This is a genomic window from Aeromonas jandaei, from assembly GCF_037890695.1.
Classification (GTDB): domain Bacteria; phylum Pseudomonadota; class Gammaproteobacteria; order Enterobacterales; family Aeromonadaceae; genus Aeromonas; species Aeromonas jandaei.
The window spans coordinates 3,571,218-3,588,868 of the sequence record NZ_CP149571.1; the positions used below are offsets into that span (position 1 = coordinate 3,571,218).

Consider the following 17,651-nt stretch of genomic DNA (forward strand, 5'->3'; position numbering starts at 1 on the left):
ATGTTTTGTATTGACCCTGATCATGTTTTGCCACCCATGGCTGGGCTAGGGTGGAGACAGGCGGAGAAGAAAAACCTATGTAATCAGGAGGCCTACCATGATGACCATATCCGAAATCATGACGGAACATCCCTTTACCCTGGGGCCGGAAAACAGCGTCAAACAGGCGATGGATCTGATGCAGCAGGAGCGGATCCGCCACATTCCCATCGTTGACGAACACCACCATCTGCAGGGGCTGGTCACCCTCACCGATATCCTGGCCACCCGCGAATCCAAGCTGCTGCTGATAAGCCCGGAGCGGGAGGCGGAATTTACCGACAGCGTCCACCTTGACGAGATCATGACCCGCCAGGTTGCGAGCGTGGATCCCCATGCCGGCATCAAGGAGGCAGCGCTCTATCTGCAGCGCCACCGGTATGGCTGTCTGCCGGTACTCAAGGGACGCAAGCTCATCGGCATCGTCACTGAGTCAGACTTCATCTCGGTAGCCATCAATCTGCTGGAATTGATGGAGGAGCAGGAGCCCCCAACCGATTTCTGACACAACAACCTGTAATTTAATTACAGAAAAAGCGTTTTCAGCAGTAAAAAGGAGCAATAATGGTGAAAGTGTTTCATTTTGATTGAAAAATTACACCAATTACTTGCCATGTGATCTCCATCACACTATTATCCCCCTCATGCAATAGTTGCCGAGGGGGAGATGAAGGAGTGTGCACCCATCCTCTTCCTCTCATATGTCTGCAAGTTTGCACACCCCGTAGTTAGTCTTTGCTGTAAAGCATTTGTTTATATAGCCATTCCTTGTTTGATGACCCGGCTTTATCGTTGCGATAGCGCCGGGATTTTTTTATCTGCGCAAAACGCGCAGCCCGCTTGCGCCAGGTCGGGTCGGCTTCTGCTTTCTTATCTCCCCCGCCTCCCCCTCTTGCTGCTTGTGCCGCTCTTCTTTGCTCCCGATACAGCTGACAGTGCGATACCCCAGATCGGGCGATATCCTCATCTTCTTTCGGCAAGCCCTCCCCGCCGCTTTTTACCTGGCATCGGGGAGGTATAAATTAAAATCGGGTCATTCTCGCCAAACCCATAAATTTGATTTATAGCGACCGATTTGGTCCGCAACCCCCTCTTTGACGGCAGCAAGCGGCCTTGCGAGGGGGATGCCCGACGGTTGCTACCAGCGGCACCGACGATAGGCCACCGCGTATAAATCCAATATACCGATTAAAGCGATTCAATTTTGTGGCTTTAATCGATTAGAACATCCTCCTATGATGACTCCATCGAAAGTTAAACGCCTCGTCCGGCACGACTCTGCAAACCCGGACAGGCATATGTACATCACCAAGGAGCAAATCCATGTCTACCTACATCAACACTGAAATCAAGCCGTTCAACGCTACCGCCTACCACAATGGCAAATTCGTTCAGGTGTCTGACGCTGACCTGAAAGGCAAGTGGTCCGTGGTGTTCTTCTACCCGGCTGACTTCACCTTCGTCTGCCCGACCGAGCTGGGCGACCTGGCCGACAACTACGCCGAATTCCAGAAGCTGGGCGTCGAGATCTACGCTGTCTCCACCGACACCCACTTCACCCACAAGGCCTGGCACGACACTTCTGACACCATCCAGAAGATCCAGTACCCGATGATTGGCGACCCCACCGGCACCATCACCCGCAACTTCGGCGTGATGATCGAAGAAGCCGGTCTGGCTGACCGCGGTACCTTCGTCATCGACCCGCAGGGCATCATCCAGATCGTCGAGATCAACGCTGGCGGCATCGGCCGTGACGCACTGGAGCTGCTGCGCAAGGTCAAGGCTGCCCAGTATGTTGCCGCTCACCCGGGTGAAGTGTGCCCGGCCAAGTGGAAAGAAGGCGACGCCACCTTGGCCCCGTCCCTGGATCTGGTAGGCAAAATCTAAGCCTCCCCGCTCTGAAGACCGGCCCGTTCAAGGGCCGGTCTTATTTACGGACCTCAGAAAACGCGCCGGTCTGTTTTATGGACCGCCATTTTCTGTACCCGGTCACAGTGCCGACCCGCAATCACAAGAAGGAATTCGACCATGTTAGATACCAACCTCAAACAACAACTCAACGGTTACTTGCAGTACATCGTCAATCCCATCGAGATCAGCGTGTCCGGCAATGACAGCGACAAATCCGCTGAACTGCTGGCGCTGGCCAGCGAGATCGCCGGGATGTCCCCCAAGATTTCTCTGACCGATGGCACCAATGCCCGCAAGCCTTCCATGAGCGTCGCGCCGCAGGGCCAGGCCCCGCGCGTTCATTTTGCCGGCATCCCCATGGGTCATGAATTTACCTCGCTGGTACTCGCCCTGCTGCAAAGCGGCGGTCACCCCTCCAAGGCCGATGCGGCCGTGCAGGAGCAGATCCGCAATCTCAAGGGCGAGTTCCACTTCGAGACTTATATTTCGCTCTCCTGCCACAACTGCCCGGACGTGGTGCAGGCCCTCAACCTGATGGCCACCCTCAACCCTGGCATCACCCACACCATGATCGATGGCGCCCTGTTCCAGGACGAGGTCAACGAGCGTCAGATCATGGCGGTACCGAACGTCTACCTGAACGGTCAGCCGTTCAGCCAGGGCCGCATTTCGCTGGAAGAGATCGTCGCCAAGCTCGACACCGGCGCCGCCGAGCGCAAAGCTGAGGAGCTGAGCGAAAAAGCACCCTACGACGTGCTGGTCGTCGGTGGTGGCCCGGCTGGCGCCGCCGCAGCCATCTATGCCGCTCGCAAGGGTATTCGCACTGCCATCGTCGCCGAGCGTTTCGGTGGCCAGGTGATGGACACTGTCGGCATCGAAAACTTCATCTCCGTGCCCTATACCGAAGGCCCCAAACTGGCCGCAAGCCTGGAGCAGCACGTCAAGCAGTACGGCGTGGAAGTGATCACCGAGCAGCGCGCCGCCGCCATCCGCAAAGATGGGTATGTGAACGTGGATCTCGCCTCCGGTGCTACCTTGAAGAGCCGCGCCGTGATCCTGGCGACCGGTGCCCGCTGGCGCGACCTGAACGTGCCGGGCGAGCTTGAGTACCGCACCAAGGGCGTGGCCTACTGCCCGCACTGTGACGGCCCCTTCTTCAAGGGCAAGCGGGTTGCGGTGATCGGGGGTGGTAACTCCGGTATCGAGGCCGCCATCGATCTGGCTGGCATTGTCGAACACGTTACCGTGGTGGAGTTCGCCGACACTCTGCGCGCCGACGAGGTATTGCAGAAGAAGGCCCGCTCCATGGCCAACATCGACATCATCATGAGTGCTCGCACCACCGAAGTGATCGGTGACGGCAGCAAGGTGGTGGGCATGGATTACGAAGATCGCACTACCGGCGAGATCAAGCATCTGGCCGTTGCAGGCATCTTCGTCCAGATCGGTCTGGTGCCGAACACCGAGTTCCTCAAGGGGAGCGACGTGGCCCTGACCCGCTTCGGCGAGATCGAAATCGACACCAGGGGCGCTACCTCCCTGCCCGGCGTCTACGCCGCAGGGGACGCTACCACGGTGCCGTTCAAGCAGATCATCATCTCCATGGGCGCCGGAGCGACCGCCGCGCTGGGAGCGTTTGATTACCTCATTCGCAATCCGGCCCCGCAGGCGAGCAAGGCTGACGCAGTCACCGCCTGATAGCCCCGCCAAATGCACAAGCCGACACCCTGCGTGTCGGCTTTTTTGCATCTCTTGCTTCATAAAAAAACCCGCAACAGGTGCGGGCTTTCATCAATCACGACATCTGTATCATTCGAGCAGAAAAACGGCGTCGATATTGTCAGTGACCGTGATCTGCTGCTGTTGATAGCTGTTGGCCGCCATATCCGCTGCAGGCGCGGCCATCGCCTGTGCCTTGAAGTTGCGGCTATAGAGCGGCATCGGGGATGCATTGCGGTACTCAGCGCTATACACCTTGCCCAGCTTCATGCCAAACGCCTTGGCCAGCGACTCGGCCTTGCTCTTGGCATCTTCCACCGCCCCCAGTCGCACCTGCTCCTTGACGGTTTGCGGCGATTTCAGGCCATATTCGATTTGCGATACTGACTCGAGCCCGGCTTTGAGCGCGGTATCCATCAGCTGGCTCAGTTTGTCGAGTTGGTAGAGCTTGACCGCCAGCTGGCGCTGGGCACGGTACCCGAGCAGCTCGGGTTTCTTGTTCTCGGCATATTGATACTCGGGGGAGACCACCAGATTGCCGGCCTCCACATCGGAGCGCTTGATGCCCAGCCCTTCAAGCTGACCAAAAAACGCGGCAACCTTGGTATCGACCAGCTGCTTGGCCTTGAGCCCCTGTTTTTCCTGCGCGGTAACCGACACATTGAGCGTCAGCATATCCGGCTCCACCTTCTGCTCTGCGTAACCACTCACCATCAGATGGGGCGCTTGCGGCACTTCAAGGGCAAACAGGGGGGCACTGACAACCAGAGCCGACAGGGTAAGAAGGGGACGCCACATAGAAAAAAGCCTCAATCAACAAGATTGAGGCCATTATGCCCGCAGCAAAGTGAGATTCATATATCGTGCAGTGGCGGGATCTGATCCAGCACCTGATTGGTCAAATCAAGACTGATGGTGACAACCGGGGCGGACTCATGCTCTCCCCCTGCAGATACTGGTGTGTTGCTGACCTGTGCGACCAGCACCTCGTCATCAAAGTGGAACGAATCCCACGACAGAATATGTCCTTGTGGCTGGGCGTGAACCTCTGTCGGTACACTCTCCTCCATTGCCACAGACCAGGGAATAGTCTCGGAGTGCCCCAGCAGATCCTGCAGCTGCGGGGAGTAGAGACTGGCCAGCGAGTACTCCTGCTGACCCAGATCATGCCCTACGAGGATGACACCATGAGACTCTTCAGCATCCATTGCCGGGGTGTAGGTGATCGATGCCGCGGCAAAATCGACACTGAGCGAGCCAGCTACATCACCGGCGTCGTTCTCGATCTCCACACCATCCAGCTGATCCCCCGCGATCGATGCCTGATAGCCAAACTGGCCTGCGCAGGTAATGGTTCCCTGCCCATCCCAGCTATAACGGATACCATCAATGTCGACCCAGTTGAATGACTGCATGACGCCCCTCTCCTCTACTGCTGCTATCTTATCCATCCCTCAGGGGAAAAAACAGGGGCCAGGCAAGCCCGGCCCCAAGACAAGATTACGGATCAACCTTCAGATTACCCTGATTCAACAGGTCTTCAATGATGGTCTGGTCATTGCGTGTTCCTCCCAGTGTCAGGTCGATGTTGTCAAACTGGATAACGTGGGTCGAACTGCCGCTGCCTGAGCCATCAAGGTCAATCGTGAGGGTGGATTTGCCAGTGCCCGGACCTGTGGTGAAGGTGAGATAAGCATCGAGCGATGTCTTGTTGGCATGCTCGCCGCTGAGCAACTCACTGATATCCAGCACATCGCCGCCAGTTCCGGTGGTGAAGTCCTTGATCACATCGGTGCCACCCACATCACCAGCGCCCCACTTGAAGGTATCGCTGCCCGAGCCGCCGGTCAGCGTATCGCTGCCACTGCCACCAACCAGAATGTCATCACCCACACCACCATTCAGGGTGTCCTTGCCACCATTGCCAAACAGGATGTCGTTACCGCCATTGCCGTTCAGCGTCTCGTCGCCAGAACCGCCAATCAGGATCTCGTCGAGGTAGCCCCCCGTGAGGGTGGTTCCGCTCTGTTCATCGACATAGACCTTGCCGGTATCGGTGGTCGTACTGTTGGTGTAGACGAACGAACCGTCATACGAGCTCGGCGTTGCACTGCCCGAACCGTCATCGAACGAGACAAACCCGGTGTTGTCGGTAACCGTGCCGCCAACGGCATTGGAGACACCACTGATCGCCTGGGTGCCAACAAGTGGCCCGGAGTCATTGGCAAGCAGAGCCCAATCCGGAATGGAGACAGGATCCTGATTGGTGATGACAAAGTCGTCACGCACCACCATGGGGGCAACAGCAGGATTGATGGTTATCGCCAAAGTGCTCGATGCAGTATCACCATCGTAGTCACTCACACTGTAACCAAATACCTGATTGATCCCGCCGGCAGGAATGGTTAACGGCGGGGTATAGGTATACATGCCGTTATCCATGTCCACCTTGAGAACCCCTCCTGCCACGGCAATCGACCACTCGTTGGTAGCAGTATCGAATGTCCCGACAGAGGTTCCTCCGGTAACGCTCACACTGTCGCTCTTCTGGTTGTAGTGATAGGTCACGCCAGCCACCGTAATGGATTCCAGCCAGCCACCATCTGCACCAGCACTCGCGGTCAACCCACCATTAAGCAGTTGCCCGGAAACCGGCTGGGCCACTACCGTACTGACCAAGGTCGATGCCAACTGACTGAAATCAGTCACCATAATCGACGATGTATTGGTTGCCGTTACACCGTTATAGGCGATCGGATCCAGCTGTGACGACGTTGTCCCTGACCCCATTCCCAGAGCAAACGAGTTGATGCTGTTTACTCTGAGAAAATCCGTCCAGTCCTTCTCATTGGCAGTGCTGATCCCGGAACCATCGCCGAAGCTATTGGAGCCGTCGGGGACAGTTGCCGAGTTGCTGACCGTCGAATAGTTGGGAGCCCCATCCGACATGAAGTAGGAGACGTTCTGCGCTCCTGCCAGCTTACCGCCAGCGCCAAAGGCATTGATGGCATCATTGAGCGCATCGTCATAGTTTGTCGAATCGGTCGGTGACAGGCCCAGAATAATTGCTTTAGCCGCATCCACAGTGACCCAGGTACCTGTCGGATTGGCCGCTGCAGTACTGAACGTCACAATGTTAACCATGACATTGCCACTGGCATCGTATCGATCAAGCAGCTCCAGCGCCGACTTCTGCATTACCTCCATCCGGGTCATCCCCTGATAGCCGGATGCATTACCCATACTGCCGGAGATATCGAGGATCAACATCAGGTTGGTATTTTGCACCTGAGTGGCCTGCCCCGAGTTGGTTACTGCATTCGCCGTCGGGGTGTCGTCGTCGACGTTGATGGTCAGGCTGCCATCCACGCTGTCTTTGTCGGCATCGGTAACACGGTAGCTCAGCGTGAAGGTGGCGTCATTCTCGTCATTGCCGTCGGCATGCTTGATCGGCGCATTCTGCGTCACGCTGTAGGCACCCGTGGCGCTGTTCAGCGTCACCGTCAGCACGGTCACGCCAGCCTGTTTGACCAGCAGTGAACCACCAGACCCCGCTTCATAGGTGTAACCGCCCGGTGCACCACTGGTCAGCCACTGGATGCTGCCAGCGCCGTCGGCACCGAAGCTGTGGCCCAGGGTTCCGCTGACATTGACCGCGTTCGGGTCGTCGCCCGTGCCGCCAGCTATGCCGCCCGCAAGGGCATCATCGTCCAGTTGCACTGCTGCGTTAGCGCTGACCGTCGGGGTGTCGTCGTCGACGTTGATGGTCAGGCTGCCATCCACGCTGTCTTTGTCGGCATCGGTAACACGGTAGCTCAGCGTGAAGGTGGCGCTATTCTCGTCATTGCCGTCGGCATGCTTGATCGGCGCATTCTGCGTCACGCTGTAGGCACCCGTGGCGCTGTTCAGCGTCACCGTCAGCACGGTCACGCCAGCCTGTTTGACCAGCAGTGAACCACCAGACCCCGCTTCATAGGTGTAACCGCCCGGTGCACCACTGGTCAGCCACTGGATGCTGCCAGCGCCGTCGGCACCGAAGCTGTGGCCCAGGGTTCCGCTGACATTGACCGCGTTCGGGTCGTCGCCCGTGCCGCCAGCTATGCCGCCCGCAAGGGCATCATCGTCCAGTTGCACTGCTGCGTTAGCGCTGACCGTCGGGGTGTCGTCGTCGACGTTGATGGTCAGGCTGCCATCCACGCTGTCTTTGTCGGCATCGGTAACACGGTAGCTCAGCGTGAAGGTGGCGTTATTCTCGTCATTGCCGTCGGCATGCTTGATCGGCGCATTCTGCGTCACGCTGTAGGCACCCGTGGCGCTGTTCAGCGTCACCGTCAGCACGGTCACGCCAGCCTGTTTGACCAGCAGTGAACCACCAGACCCCGCTTCATAGGTGTAACCGCCCGGTGCACCACTGGTCAGCCACTGGATGCTGCCAGCGCCGTCGGCACCGAAGCTGTGGCCCAGGGTTCCGCTGACATTGATCGCGTTCGGGTCGTCGCCCGTGCCGCCAGCTATGCCGCCCGCCAGGGCATCATCGTCCAGTTGCACTGCTGCGTTAGCGCTGACCGTCGGGGTGTCGTCGTCGACGTTGATGGTCAGGCTGCCATCCACGCTGTCTTTGTCGGCATCGGTAACACGGTAGTTCAGCGTGAAGGTGGCGTTATTCTCGTCATTGCCGTCGGCATGCTTGATCGGCGCATTCTGCGTCACGCTGTAGGCACCCGTGGCGCTGTTCAGCGTCACCGTCAGCACGGTCACGCCAGCCTGTTTGACCAGCAGTGAACCACCAGACCCCGCTTCATAGGTGTAACCGCCCGGTGCACCACTGGTCAGCCACTGGATGCTGCCAGCGCCGTCGGCACCGAAGCTGTGGCCCAGGGTTCCGCTGACATTGATCGCGTTCGGGTCGTCGCCCGTGCCGCCAGCTATGCCGCCCGCAAGGGCATCATCGTCCAGTTGCACTGCTGCGTTAGCGCTGACCGTCGGGGTGTCGTCGTCGACGTTGATGGTCAGGCTGCCATCCACGCTGTCTTTGTCGGCATCGGTAACACGGTAGCTCAGCGTGAAGGTGGCGTTATTCTCGTCATTGCCGTCGGCATGCTTGATCGGCGCATTCTGCGTCACGCTGTAGGCACCCGTGGCGCTGTTCAGCGTCACCGTCAGCACGGTCACGCCAGCCTGTTTGACCAGCAGTGAACCACCAGACCCCGCTTCATAGGTGTAACCGCCCGGTGCACCACTGGTCAGCCACTGGATGCTGCCAGCGCCGTCGGCACCGAAGCTGTGGCCCAGGGTTCCGCTGACATTGACCGCGTTCGGGTCGTCGCCCGTGCCACCAGCTATGCCGCCCGCCAAGGCATCATCGTCCAGTTGCACTACTGCGTTGGCGCTGATACTCGGGCCATCGTCCTTGAAGCTGATGACCTTACCGATATCCAGAACCCCGCTTGCGTGATCTCCATCCTTATCGGTGACGGTCAAAGTCAAATTAACGTGGCCAGAGCCCAAAAAGGTGGCTTCATCGGGATCAGAGGTTGGGTGAACTACAGCCCGCAGCTGATCAAGGGTCACCTTGCCGCTACTGTCGACCGTGAGGCTAAATACCAGCTGGCCAGTTGTGGCCGTGCGACCTTCGAGGATCAAACCATTCATTCTCAGCTGAACTTGCTCACCAGTGGCGGTATCAATCAGACCAGAGTTGGCATTTTGTACATTCAGGCTGTAGCTCTGGGATCCCAGACCATCAGCCCCCGGCTGTACGTTGAACACACCACTAAAGTCAGCTGTTGCATCATGATTGAGGTTGGACTCATCGACCTGCAACTGCACAGCACCGCCCCAAGTAACAGTGGTGCTGACATCGTTGTAGTCGTAATCCGAGTTGAGGGTCATATCCTCCCAGTTCTGGTTGCCTGCGCTACCGGTATCCTGCAAATGTGAACCGCCAGGGTTGAGGCTCGCATCGCTGAACACGATGTTGGCACCATCGGCCCCACTCAACGCAGTGCTGCCAACGAATGCCTGCCACTTGCCATTAATAAACTGGAATGTGACAGCGGCACCATCTACAAGACCGGGATTGGCTCCTCCATTGGGGATAACAAAGAATCCGGTATGAGCAGGATCCAGCGAACTGATATCTGTCTGGCTTCCCACACTCTGACTGTGCACATTTGCCCAGATGACTTTGCCGGACAACGGAGTGCCATCATCACCTTTGACGTAGTAGCCATAGCTATTTGAATAACCGGCGTTGCTACCCAGGAAGGTGACTGAGGAAGTCAGGGACAGCTCACCCACCTGGATTGTCGGTGTATCATCGTTAATGGTGACGGCAAGTACGCCACTGGCACTGTCCCCATCGCCATCTGTCACCTTGTAGCCCACATTGAGGGTGAGATTATCTTCGGTATCAGTCCCTGTGTGCATCAAGGGCTGCAGAAGTTTCACCGAGTAGGCACCAGTGCTCGGGTCGGTAATGGTGACCGTCATCAAGAGACCGCGAGTGGAACTGATAGACAAGGTTCCACTTTGGGCATCCCACGTTGAGGTCACACTTTCACTTCCCAACGCAGTAGGCCCGGAGAGTTCAAGCGATTTGAGGCCATCAGCCCCAGCCTGATAAACCAGATTGCCCGTGACGCTGGTATTGGCCCCTGCAACATCACCAGAACCACCATTGATCCCGCCAACAAGGCCTTCATCGTCAAGAACCAAGGCAGCCTGAACATTGCTTGCTTTGGGGCCGTCATCCTCGAAGCGGAACACACCGTTGGTGCCAAGGTTCACAGACGCGCTGGCGCTATCGCCATCGGCATCGGTCACGGTCTGCACCAACGTCAGCACGCCCTGCCCCACGGTCAGCGCCACGCTGTCATCTGCATTGCTGGTATCGCCATGCCAAACGTTGTCCAGCAGGGCCAGCGTCACTTCTCCGGTGGTCGGGTTGATGGTCAGGGTGAAGTAGCTCACTGCACCGGCGCTGCCGGTGATGACGTTGCCCACCTGATTGAGCACGATGGCCGCACCCTGCCCGTTCGCAGCCAGCGGGTCGACCGCATACAGGCCGCTCGCCACGTTGCTGCCGCTCAGCGCCAGGCTGTAGCCGATGCTGCCCGCCCCGTCGGCACCGAAGGCCGGCGCGAACTGGGCCTGTACGTCGGCCGCACTCAGGCTGGCATTGGCCACCCCGTCACCGCCAACGCCGCCCAGACTGGCCAGGCTTTCATCCACGGTTGCACCCAGACGCGGGGCTTCTTCTGCCAGCCCGGCACGCGGGCCGTCATCCTCGAAGCGGAACACACCGTTGGTGCCAAGGTCCACAGACGCGCTGGCGCTATCGCCATCGGCATCGGTCACGGTCTGCACCAACGTCAGCACGCCCTGCCCCACGGTCAGCGCCACGCTGTCATCTGCATTGCTGGTATCGCCATGCCAAACGTTGTCCAGCAGGGCCAGCGTCACTTCTCCGGTGGTCGGGTTGATGGTCAGGGTGAAGTAGCTCACTGCACCGGCGCTGCCGGTGATGACGTTGCCCACCTGATTGAGCACGATGGCCGCACCCTGCCCGTTCGCAGCCAGCGGGTCGACCGCATACAGGCCGCTCGCCACGTTGCTGCCGCTCAGCGCCAGGCTGTAGCCGATGCTGCCCGCCCCGTCGGCACCGAAGGCCGGCGCGAACTGGGCCTGTACGTCGGCCGCACTCAGGCTGGCATTGGCCACCCCGTCACCGCCAACGCCGCCCAGACTGGCCAGGCTTTCATCCACGGTTGCACCCAGACGCGGGGCTTCTTCTGCCAGCCCGGCACGCGGGCCGTCATCCTCGAAGCGGAACACACCGTTGGTGCCAAGGTCCACAGACGCGCTGGCGCTATCGCCATCGGCATCGGTCACGGTCTGCACCAACGTCAGCACGCCCTTGCCCACACTCAGCGCCACGCTGTCATCTGCACTGGTGGTATCGCCATGCCAAACGTTGTCCAGCAGAGCCAAGGTCACTTCCCCGGTGGTCGGGTTGATGGTCAGGGTGAAGTAGCTCACTGCACCGACACTGCCGGTGATGACGTTGCCCACCTGATTGAGCACGATGGCCGCACCCTGCCCGTTCGCAGCCAGCGGGTCGACCGCATACAGGCCGCTCGCCACGTTGCTGCCGCTCAGCGCCAGGCTGTAGCCGATGCTGCCCGCCCCGTCGGCACCGAAGGCCGGCGCGAACTGGGCCTGTACGTCGGCCGCACTCAGGCTGGCATTGGCCACCCCGTCACCGCCAACGCCGCCCAGACTGGCAAGGCTTTCATCCACGGTTGCACCCAGACGCGGGGCTTCTTCTGCCAGCCCGGCACGCGGGCCGTCATCCTCGAAGCGGAACACACCGTTGGTGCCAAGGTCCACAGACGCGCTGGCGCTATCGCCATCGGCATCGGTCACGGTCTGCACCAACGTCAGCACGCCCTTGCCCACACTCAGCGCCACGCTGTCATCTGCATTGCTGGTATCGCCATGCCAAACGTTGTCCAGCAGAGCCAAGGTCACTTCCCCGGTGGTCGGGTTGATGGTCAGGGTGAAGTAGCTCACTGCACCGACACTGCCGGTGATGACGTTGCCCACCTGATTGAGCACGATGGCCGCACCCTGCCCGTTCGCAGCCAGCGGGTCGACCGCATACAGGCCGCTCGCCACGTTGCTGCCGCTCAGCGCCAGGCTGTAGCCGATGCTGCCCGCCCCGTCGGCACCGAAGGCCGGCGCGAACTGGGCCTGTACGTCGGCCGCACTCAGGCTGGCATTGGCCACCCCGTCACCGCCAACGCCGCCCAGACTGGCAAGGCTTTCATCCACGGTTGCACCCAGACGCGGGGCTTCTTCTGCCAGCCCGGCACGCGGGCCGTCATCCTCGAAGCGGAACACACCGTTGGTGCCAAGGTTCACAGACGCGCTGGCGCTATCGCCATCGGCATCGGTCACGGTCTGCACCAACGTCAGCACGCCCTGCCCCACGGTCAGCGCCACGCTGTCATCTGCATTGCTGGTATCGCCATGCCAAACGTTGTCCAGCAGAGCCAAGGTCACTTCCCCGGTGGTCGGGTTGATGGTCAGGGTGAAGTAGCTCACTGCACCGGCGCTGCCGGTGATGACGTTGCCCACCTGATTGAGCACGATGGCCGCACCCTGCCCGTTCGCAGCCAGCGGGTCGACCGCATACAGGCCGCTCGCCACGTTGCTGCCGCTCAGCGCCAGGCTGTAGCCGATGCTGCCCGCCCCGTCGGCACCGAAGGCCGGCGCGAACTGGGCCTGTACGTCGGCCGCACTCAGGCTGGCATTGGCCACCCCGTCACCGCCAACGCCGCCCAGACTGGCAAGGCTTTCATCCACGGTTGCACCCAGACGCGGGGCTTCTTCTGCCAGCCCGGCACGCGGGCCGTCATCCTCGAAGCGGAACACACCGTTGGTGCCAAGGTCCACAGACGCGCTGGCGCTATCGCCATCGGCATCGGTCACGGTCTGCACCAACGTCAGCACGCCCTGCCCCACGGTCAGCGCCACGCTGTCATCTGCATTGCTGGTATCGCCATGCCAAACGTTGTCCAGCAGAGCCAAGGTCACTTCCCCGGTGGTCGGGTTGATGGTCAGGGTGAAGTAGTCCACCCCGCCGGCGCTGCCGGTGATGACGTTGCCCACCTGATTGAGCACGATGGCCGCACCCTGCCCGTTCGCAGCCAGCGGGTCGACCGCATACAGGCCGCTCGCCACGTTGCTGCCGCTCAGCGCCAGGCTGTAGCCGATGCTGCCCGCCCCGTCGGCACCGAAGGCCGGCGCGAACTGGGCCTGTACGTCGGCCGCACTCAGGCTGGCATTGGCCACCCCGTCACCGCCAACGCCGCCCAGACTGGCCAGGCTTTCATCCACGGTTGCACCCAGACGCGGGGCTTCTTCTGCCAGCCCGGCACGCGGGCCGTCATCCTCGAAGCGGAACACACCGTTGGTGCCAAGGTCCACAGACGCGCTGGCGCTATCGCCATCGGCATCGGTCACGGTCTGCACCAACGTCAGCACGCCCTTGCCCACACTCAGCGCCACGCTGTCATCTGCACTGGTGGTATCGCCATGCCAAACGTTGTCCAGCAGGGCCAGCGTCACTTCCCCGGTGGTCGGGTTGATGGTCAGGGTGAAGTAGTCCACCCCGCCGGCGCTGCCGGTGATGACGTTGCCCACCTGATTGAGCACGATGGCCGCACCCTGCCCGTTCGCAGCCAGCGGGTCGACCGCATACAGGCCGCTCGCCACGTTGCTGCCGCTCAGCGCCAGGCTGTAGCCGATGCTGCCCGCCCCGTCGGCACCGAAGGCCGGCGCGAACTGGGCCTGTACGTCGGCCGCACTCAGGCTGGCATTGGCCACCCCGTCACCGCCAACGCCGCCCAGACTGGCAAGGCTTTCATCCACGGTTGCACCCAGACGCGGGGCTTCTTCTGCCAGCCCGGCACGCGGGCCGTCATCCTCGAAGCGGAACACACCGTTGGTGCCAAGGTTCACAGACGCGCTGGCGCTATCGCCATCGGCATCGGTCACGGTCTGCACCAACGTCAGCACGCCCTGCCCCACGGTCAGCGCCACGCTGTCATCTGCATTGCTGGTATCGCCATGCCAAACGTTGTCCAGCAGAGCCAAGGTCACTTCCCCGGTGGTCGGGTTGATGGTCAGGGTGAAGTAGCTCACTGCACCGGCGCTGCCGGTGATGACGTTGCCCACCTGATTGAGCACGATGGCCGCACCCTGCCCGTTCGCAGCCAGCGGGTCGACCGCATACAGGCCGCTCGCCACGTTGCTGCCGCTCAGCGCCAGGCTGTAGCCGATGCTGCCCGCCCCGTCGGCACCGAAGGCCGGCGCGAACTGGGCCTGTACGTCGGCCGCACTCAGGCTGGCATTGGCCACCCCGTCACCGCCAACGCCGCCCAGACTGGCCAGGCTTTCATCCACGGTTGCACCCAGACGCGGGGCTTCTTCTGCCAGCCCGGCACGCGGGCCGTCATCCTCGAAGCGGAACACACCGTTGGTGCCAAGGTTCACAGACGCGCTGGCGCTATCGCCATCGGCATCGGTCACGGTCTGCACCAACGTCAGCACGCCCTGCCCCACGGTCAGCGCCACGCTGTCATCTGCATTGCTGGTATCGCCATGCCAAACGTTGTCCAGCAGAGCCAAGGTCACTTCCCCGGTGGTCGGGTTGATGGTCAGGGTGAAGTAGCTCACTGCACCGGCGCTGCCGGTGATGACGTTGCCCACCTGATTGAGCACGATGGCCGCACCCTGCCCGTTCGCAGCCAGCGGGTCGACCGCATACAGGCCGCTCGCCACGTTGCTGCCGCTCAGCGCCAGGCTGTAGCCGATGCTGCCCGCCCCGTCGGCACCGAAGGCCGGCGCGAACTGGGCCTGTACGTCGGCCGCACTCAGGCTGGCATTGGCCACCCCGTCACCGCCAACGCCGCCCAGACTGGCCAGGCTTTCATCCACGGTTGCACCCAGACGCGGGGCTTCTTCTGCCAGCCCGGCACGCGGGCCGTCATCCTCGAAGCGGAACACACCGTTGGTGCCAAGGTTCACAGACGCGCTGGCGCTATCGCCATCGGCATCGGTCACGGTCTGCACCAACGTCAGCACGCCCTGCCCCACGGTCAGCGCCACGCTGTCATCTGCATTGCTGGTATCGCCATGCCAAACGTTGTCCAGCAGAGCCAAGGTCACTTCCCCGGTGGTCGGGTTGATGGTCAGGGTGAAGTAGTCCACCCCGCCGGCGCTGCCGGTGATGACGTTGCCCACCTGATTGAGCACGATGGCCGCACCCTGCCCGTTCGCAGCCAGCGGGTCGACCGCATACAGGCCGCTCGCCACGTTGCTGCCGCTCAGCGCCAGGCTGTAGCCGATGCTGCCCGCCCCGTCGGCACCGAAGGCCGGCGCGAACTGGGCCTGTACGTCGGCCGCACTCAGGCTGGCATTGACCACCCCGTCACCGCCAACGCCGCCCAGACTGGCCAGGCTTTCATCCACGGTTGCACCCAGACGCGGGGCTTCTTCTGCCAGCCCGGCACGCGGGCCGTCATCGTCAAAGTTGAATACCGAACGCTCGCCATCTACCAGACTAATTGTGGCGCTGTCTGTGACGCTATCCCCATCGCCATCCACCCGGGTTACGCTGTATTGCAAACCCAGAGAGTTCTGGCCGCTCAACAACAGTGAGAGCGACTCATCAAACAGGCCGATGTTACCATGAGACAGTGCCTCAAACTGGGTGGTCTGTAGCTGGGCAACGCCATCCACGGTCACGATCTTGATGCTGAACACCACATCACCGTCACCGTCCACCCCTTGCAGCTCGGTCGCGCTCACGGCATTGAGAGTAATCGCACCGCCATCGGTCGCCGACAGGTTGGTCTCGACACCCTCGCTGCCCACGCCCACAAAACTGAAGCTACCTGTCGTACTGCCTGCGCCATCAGCACCATAGCTGCCACTGCTGGTAAAGAGCGACAAAAGACCACCAGCGATCGCAGTGGTGGCCTGTGCCAGTGCCCCGCTCACATCGTCACTGACGTAACCATCATCCACATCGCTACTGTTATAGGTGTCTCCCTTGCCAACAGTCTCGTCCAGGCTCACCGACAAGCCGCCAAAGTCAGCCTCTTCCGCCACGCCCACACTCTGGTTTGGAACATCATCCAGCACTGTAATATCCAGAGTGGCGCTGGTCGTATCTCCATCATCGTCCGTCAGTGTCACTACGAGGTTTTCACCCAACTGAGTGTTGTTGGCCGGTTGTTGATGAGCTTCGTTATCAAGAAGGGTATAGCTGTAGGTCACTGAGCCATTCCCCGTAACCGGGTCGTAGGTGATGGCCGTAATTTGCAATGTGTTACCCAAAGGGGTATCAACCGACTGCGGCAAGGTCACGACTGCACCATTACTGATCAGCTGAAGTCCCCCCACACTCAGTAGCTGAACCCCATCAGGAGCATTGAAGGTAAATGTGCCGCTTTGAGTCAATTTAGCGGCATCTGGTGCAGAGCCATCTGCCAGATTGGCATCACTCACCTGCACTTCCCCACCTTCAACTGCCAACCCTTGCAGATTTACCCCTTCATCGACCGGAGTAATAGTAATAACAAGAGTTGACGATACGGTGTCCTGCCCATCGGTTACTTGATAAGTGACAGCAGGAACAGCCCCGTCATAGTTGGTTGCCGGTGTAAATGTGTAACTACCATCTGCATTGATGATCAGGGTTCCAACACCGGTAATTGTTGCAGCAACACCAGCCGTAACCCCGATATTAATCCCCCAGTCATAAGAGACGATCGTGGCGGTAGCCGGCCCGTCAGGGTTGGTACTGTTATCCAGAAGATTGCCGCTGATAGGCGAATCCTCCTGGGTAGTCACTGTTTCATCCAGATCTGCCAGTACATTTACCAACAGCGGGTCTGCAGCCTGAGCTTGATCGAGCACAGGTGTCGTATCGTAGGTTGTATCAAAACCGGCAGCAGCTATTGTGGCGTCTCCGACACGGTCGATAGTGACAAAGCCACCATTACCACTCGTTCCCGCGACCCCACCAATCCCACCACCGCCACCACCGGCTGCAGGAGCACCACCTGCGGCTGACGCTTCAAAGTTTTGAGTCGGGTCAACACCTTGCAAGATTGATTTTTGCAAAGCCGCTATATCGGAAGGCGCTCCATCACCATTGGCATTTGTACCACCCTGCGGCTGATCGGGTTGAGCCTCATCGGCACCGGTTGGCTGGTTCTTTGCAGGGGAATCATCGTAGGGCGAAAGGGCCAACTTGGCATCATCGGCGATGACCAATTTGGCACCGGGTTGTAAAATCTCGCCTTTTTGCAAAGGACGCTGAGTTCCATCAGCCAGCACTATCTCTACGTTGCCTTCAACACCCGATACAACGACGGTTTTATCGATGACTTGAGTACGCATAT

Annotated in this window: 7 protein-coding genes; 3 read left to right on the plus strand and 4 right to left on the minus strand. The window is 60.1% G+C overall.

Annotated elements, in window-relative coordinates; genetic code table 11:
• The first annotated feature begins 97 nt into the window (after positions 1-97).
• Positions 98-544 carry a CBS domain-containing protein gene (locus tag WE862_RS16685; RefSeq protein WP_040066530.1) on the plus strand — a complete coding sequence of 149 codons (447 nt, stop codon included), beginning with the start codon at positions 98-100 and terminating at the stop codon, positions 542-544.
• A gap of 223 nt (positions 545-767) precedes the next feature.
• Here the strand turns inward: WE862_RS16685 and WE862_RS16690 are convergent, their stop codons facing one another.
• Positions 768-1,019 carry a hypothetical protein gene (locus WE862_RS16690; RefSeq protein ID WP_156128836.1) on the minus strand — a complete coding sequence of 84 codons (252 nt, stop codon included), beginning with the start codon at positions 1,017-1,019 and terminating at the stop codon, positions 768-770.
• Between the two features lie 343 nt (positions 1,020-1,362).
• Between WE862_RS16690 and ahpC the strand changes: the two genes are divergently transcribed.
• Together ahpC and ahpF are read left to right on the plus strand one after the other, a co-directional pair.
• A complete protein-coding gene (gene ahpC, locus WE862_RS16695) occupies positions 1,363-1,929 on the plus strand; it encodes an alkyl hydroperoxide reductase subunit C (protein WP_005299724.1) in 567 nt (188 codons plus the stop codon).
• Between the two features lie 141 nt (positions 1,930-2,070).
• A complete protein-coding gene (ahpF, locus tag WE862_RS16700) occupies positions 2,071-3,651 on the plus strand; it encodes an alkyl hydroperoxide reductase subunit F (RefSeq protein WP_042033561.1) in 1,581 nt (526 codons plus the stop codon).
• A gap of 111 nt (positions 3,652-3,762) precedes the next feature.
• Here ahpF and WE862_RS16705 read toward each other — a convergent pair whose 3' ends face one another.
• The 3 genes from WE862_RS16705 to WE862_RS16715 all read right to left on the minus strand — a co-directional run bounded on the left by WE862_RS16705 (position 3,763) and on the right by WE862_RS16715 (position 17,649).
• A complete protein-coding gene (locus tag WE862_RS16705; protein WP_042033563.1) occupies positions 3,763-4,470 on the minus strand; it encodes an SIMPL domain-containing protein in 708 nt (235 codons plus the stop codon).
• A 56-nt stretch (positions 4,471-4,526) separates the two neighbouring features.
• A complete protein-coding gene (locus WE862_RS16710) occupies positions 4,527-5,087 on the minus strand; it encodes a hypothetical protein (RefSeq protein ID WP_042033565.1) in 561 nt (186 codons plus the stop codon).
• 85 nt (positions 5,088-5,172) lie between these two features.
• Positions 5,173-17,649: a retention module-containing protein gene (locus WE862_RS16715; RefSeq protein WP_339058648.1), complete on the minus strand. Its 12,477-nt coding sequence runs from the start codon at positions 17,647-17,649 to the stop codon at positions 5,173-5,175.
• Positions 17,650-17,651: the final 2 nt, after the last annotated feature.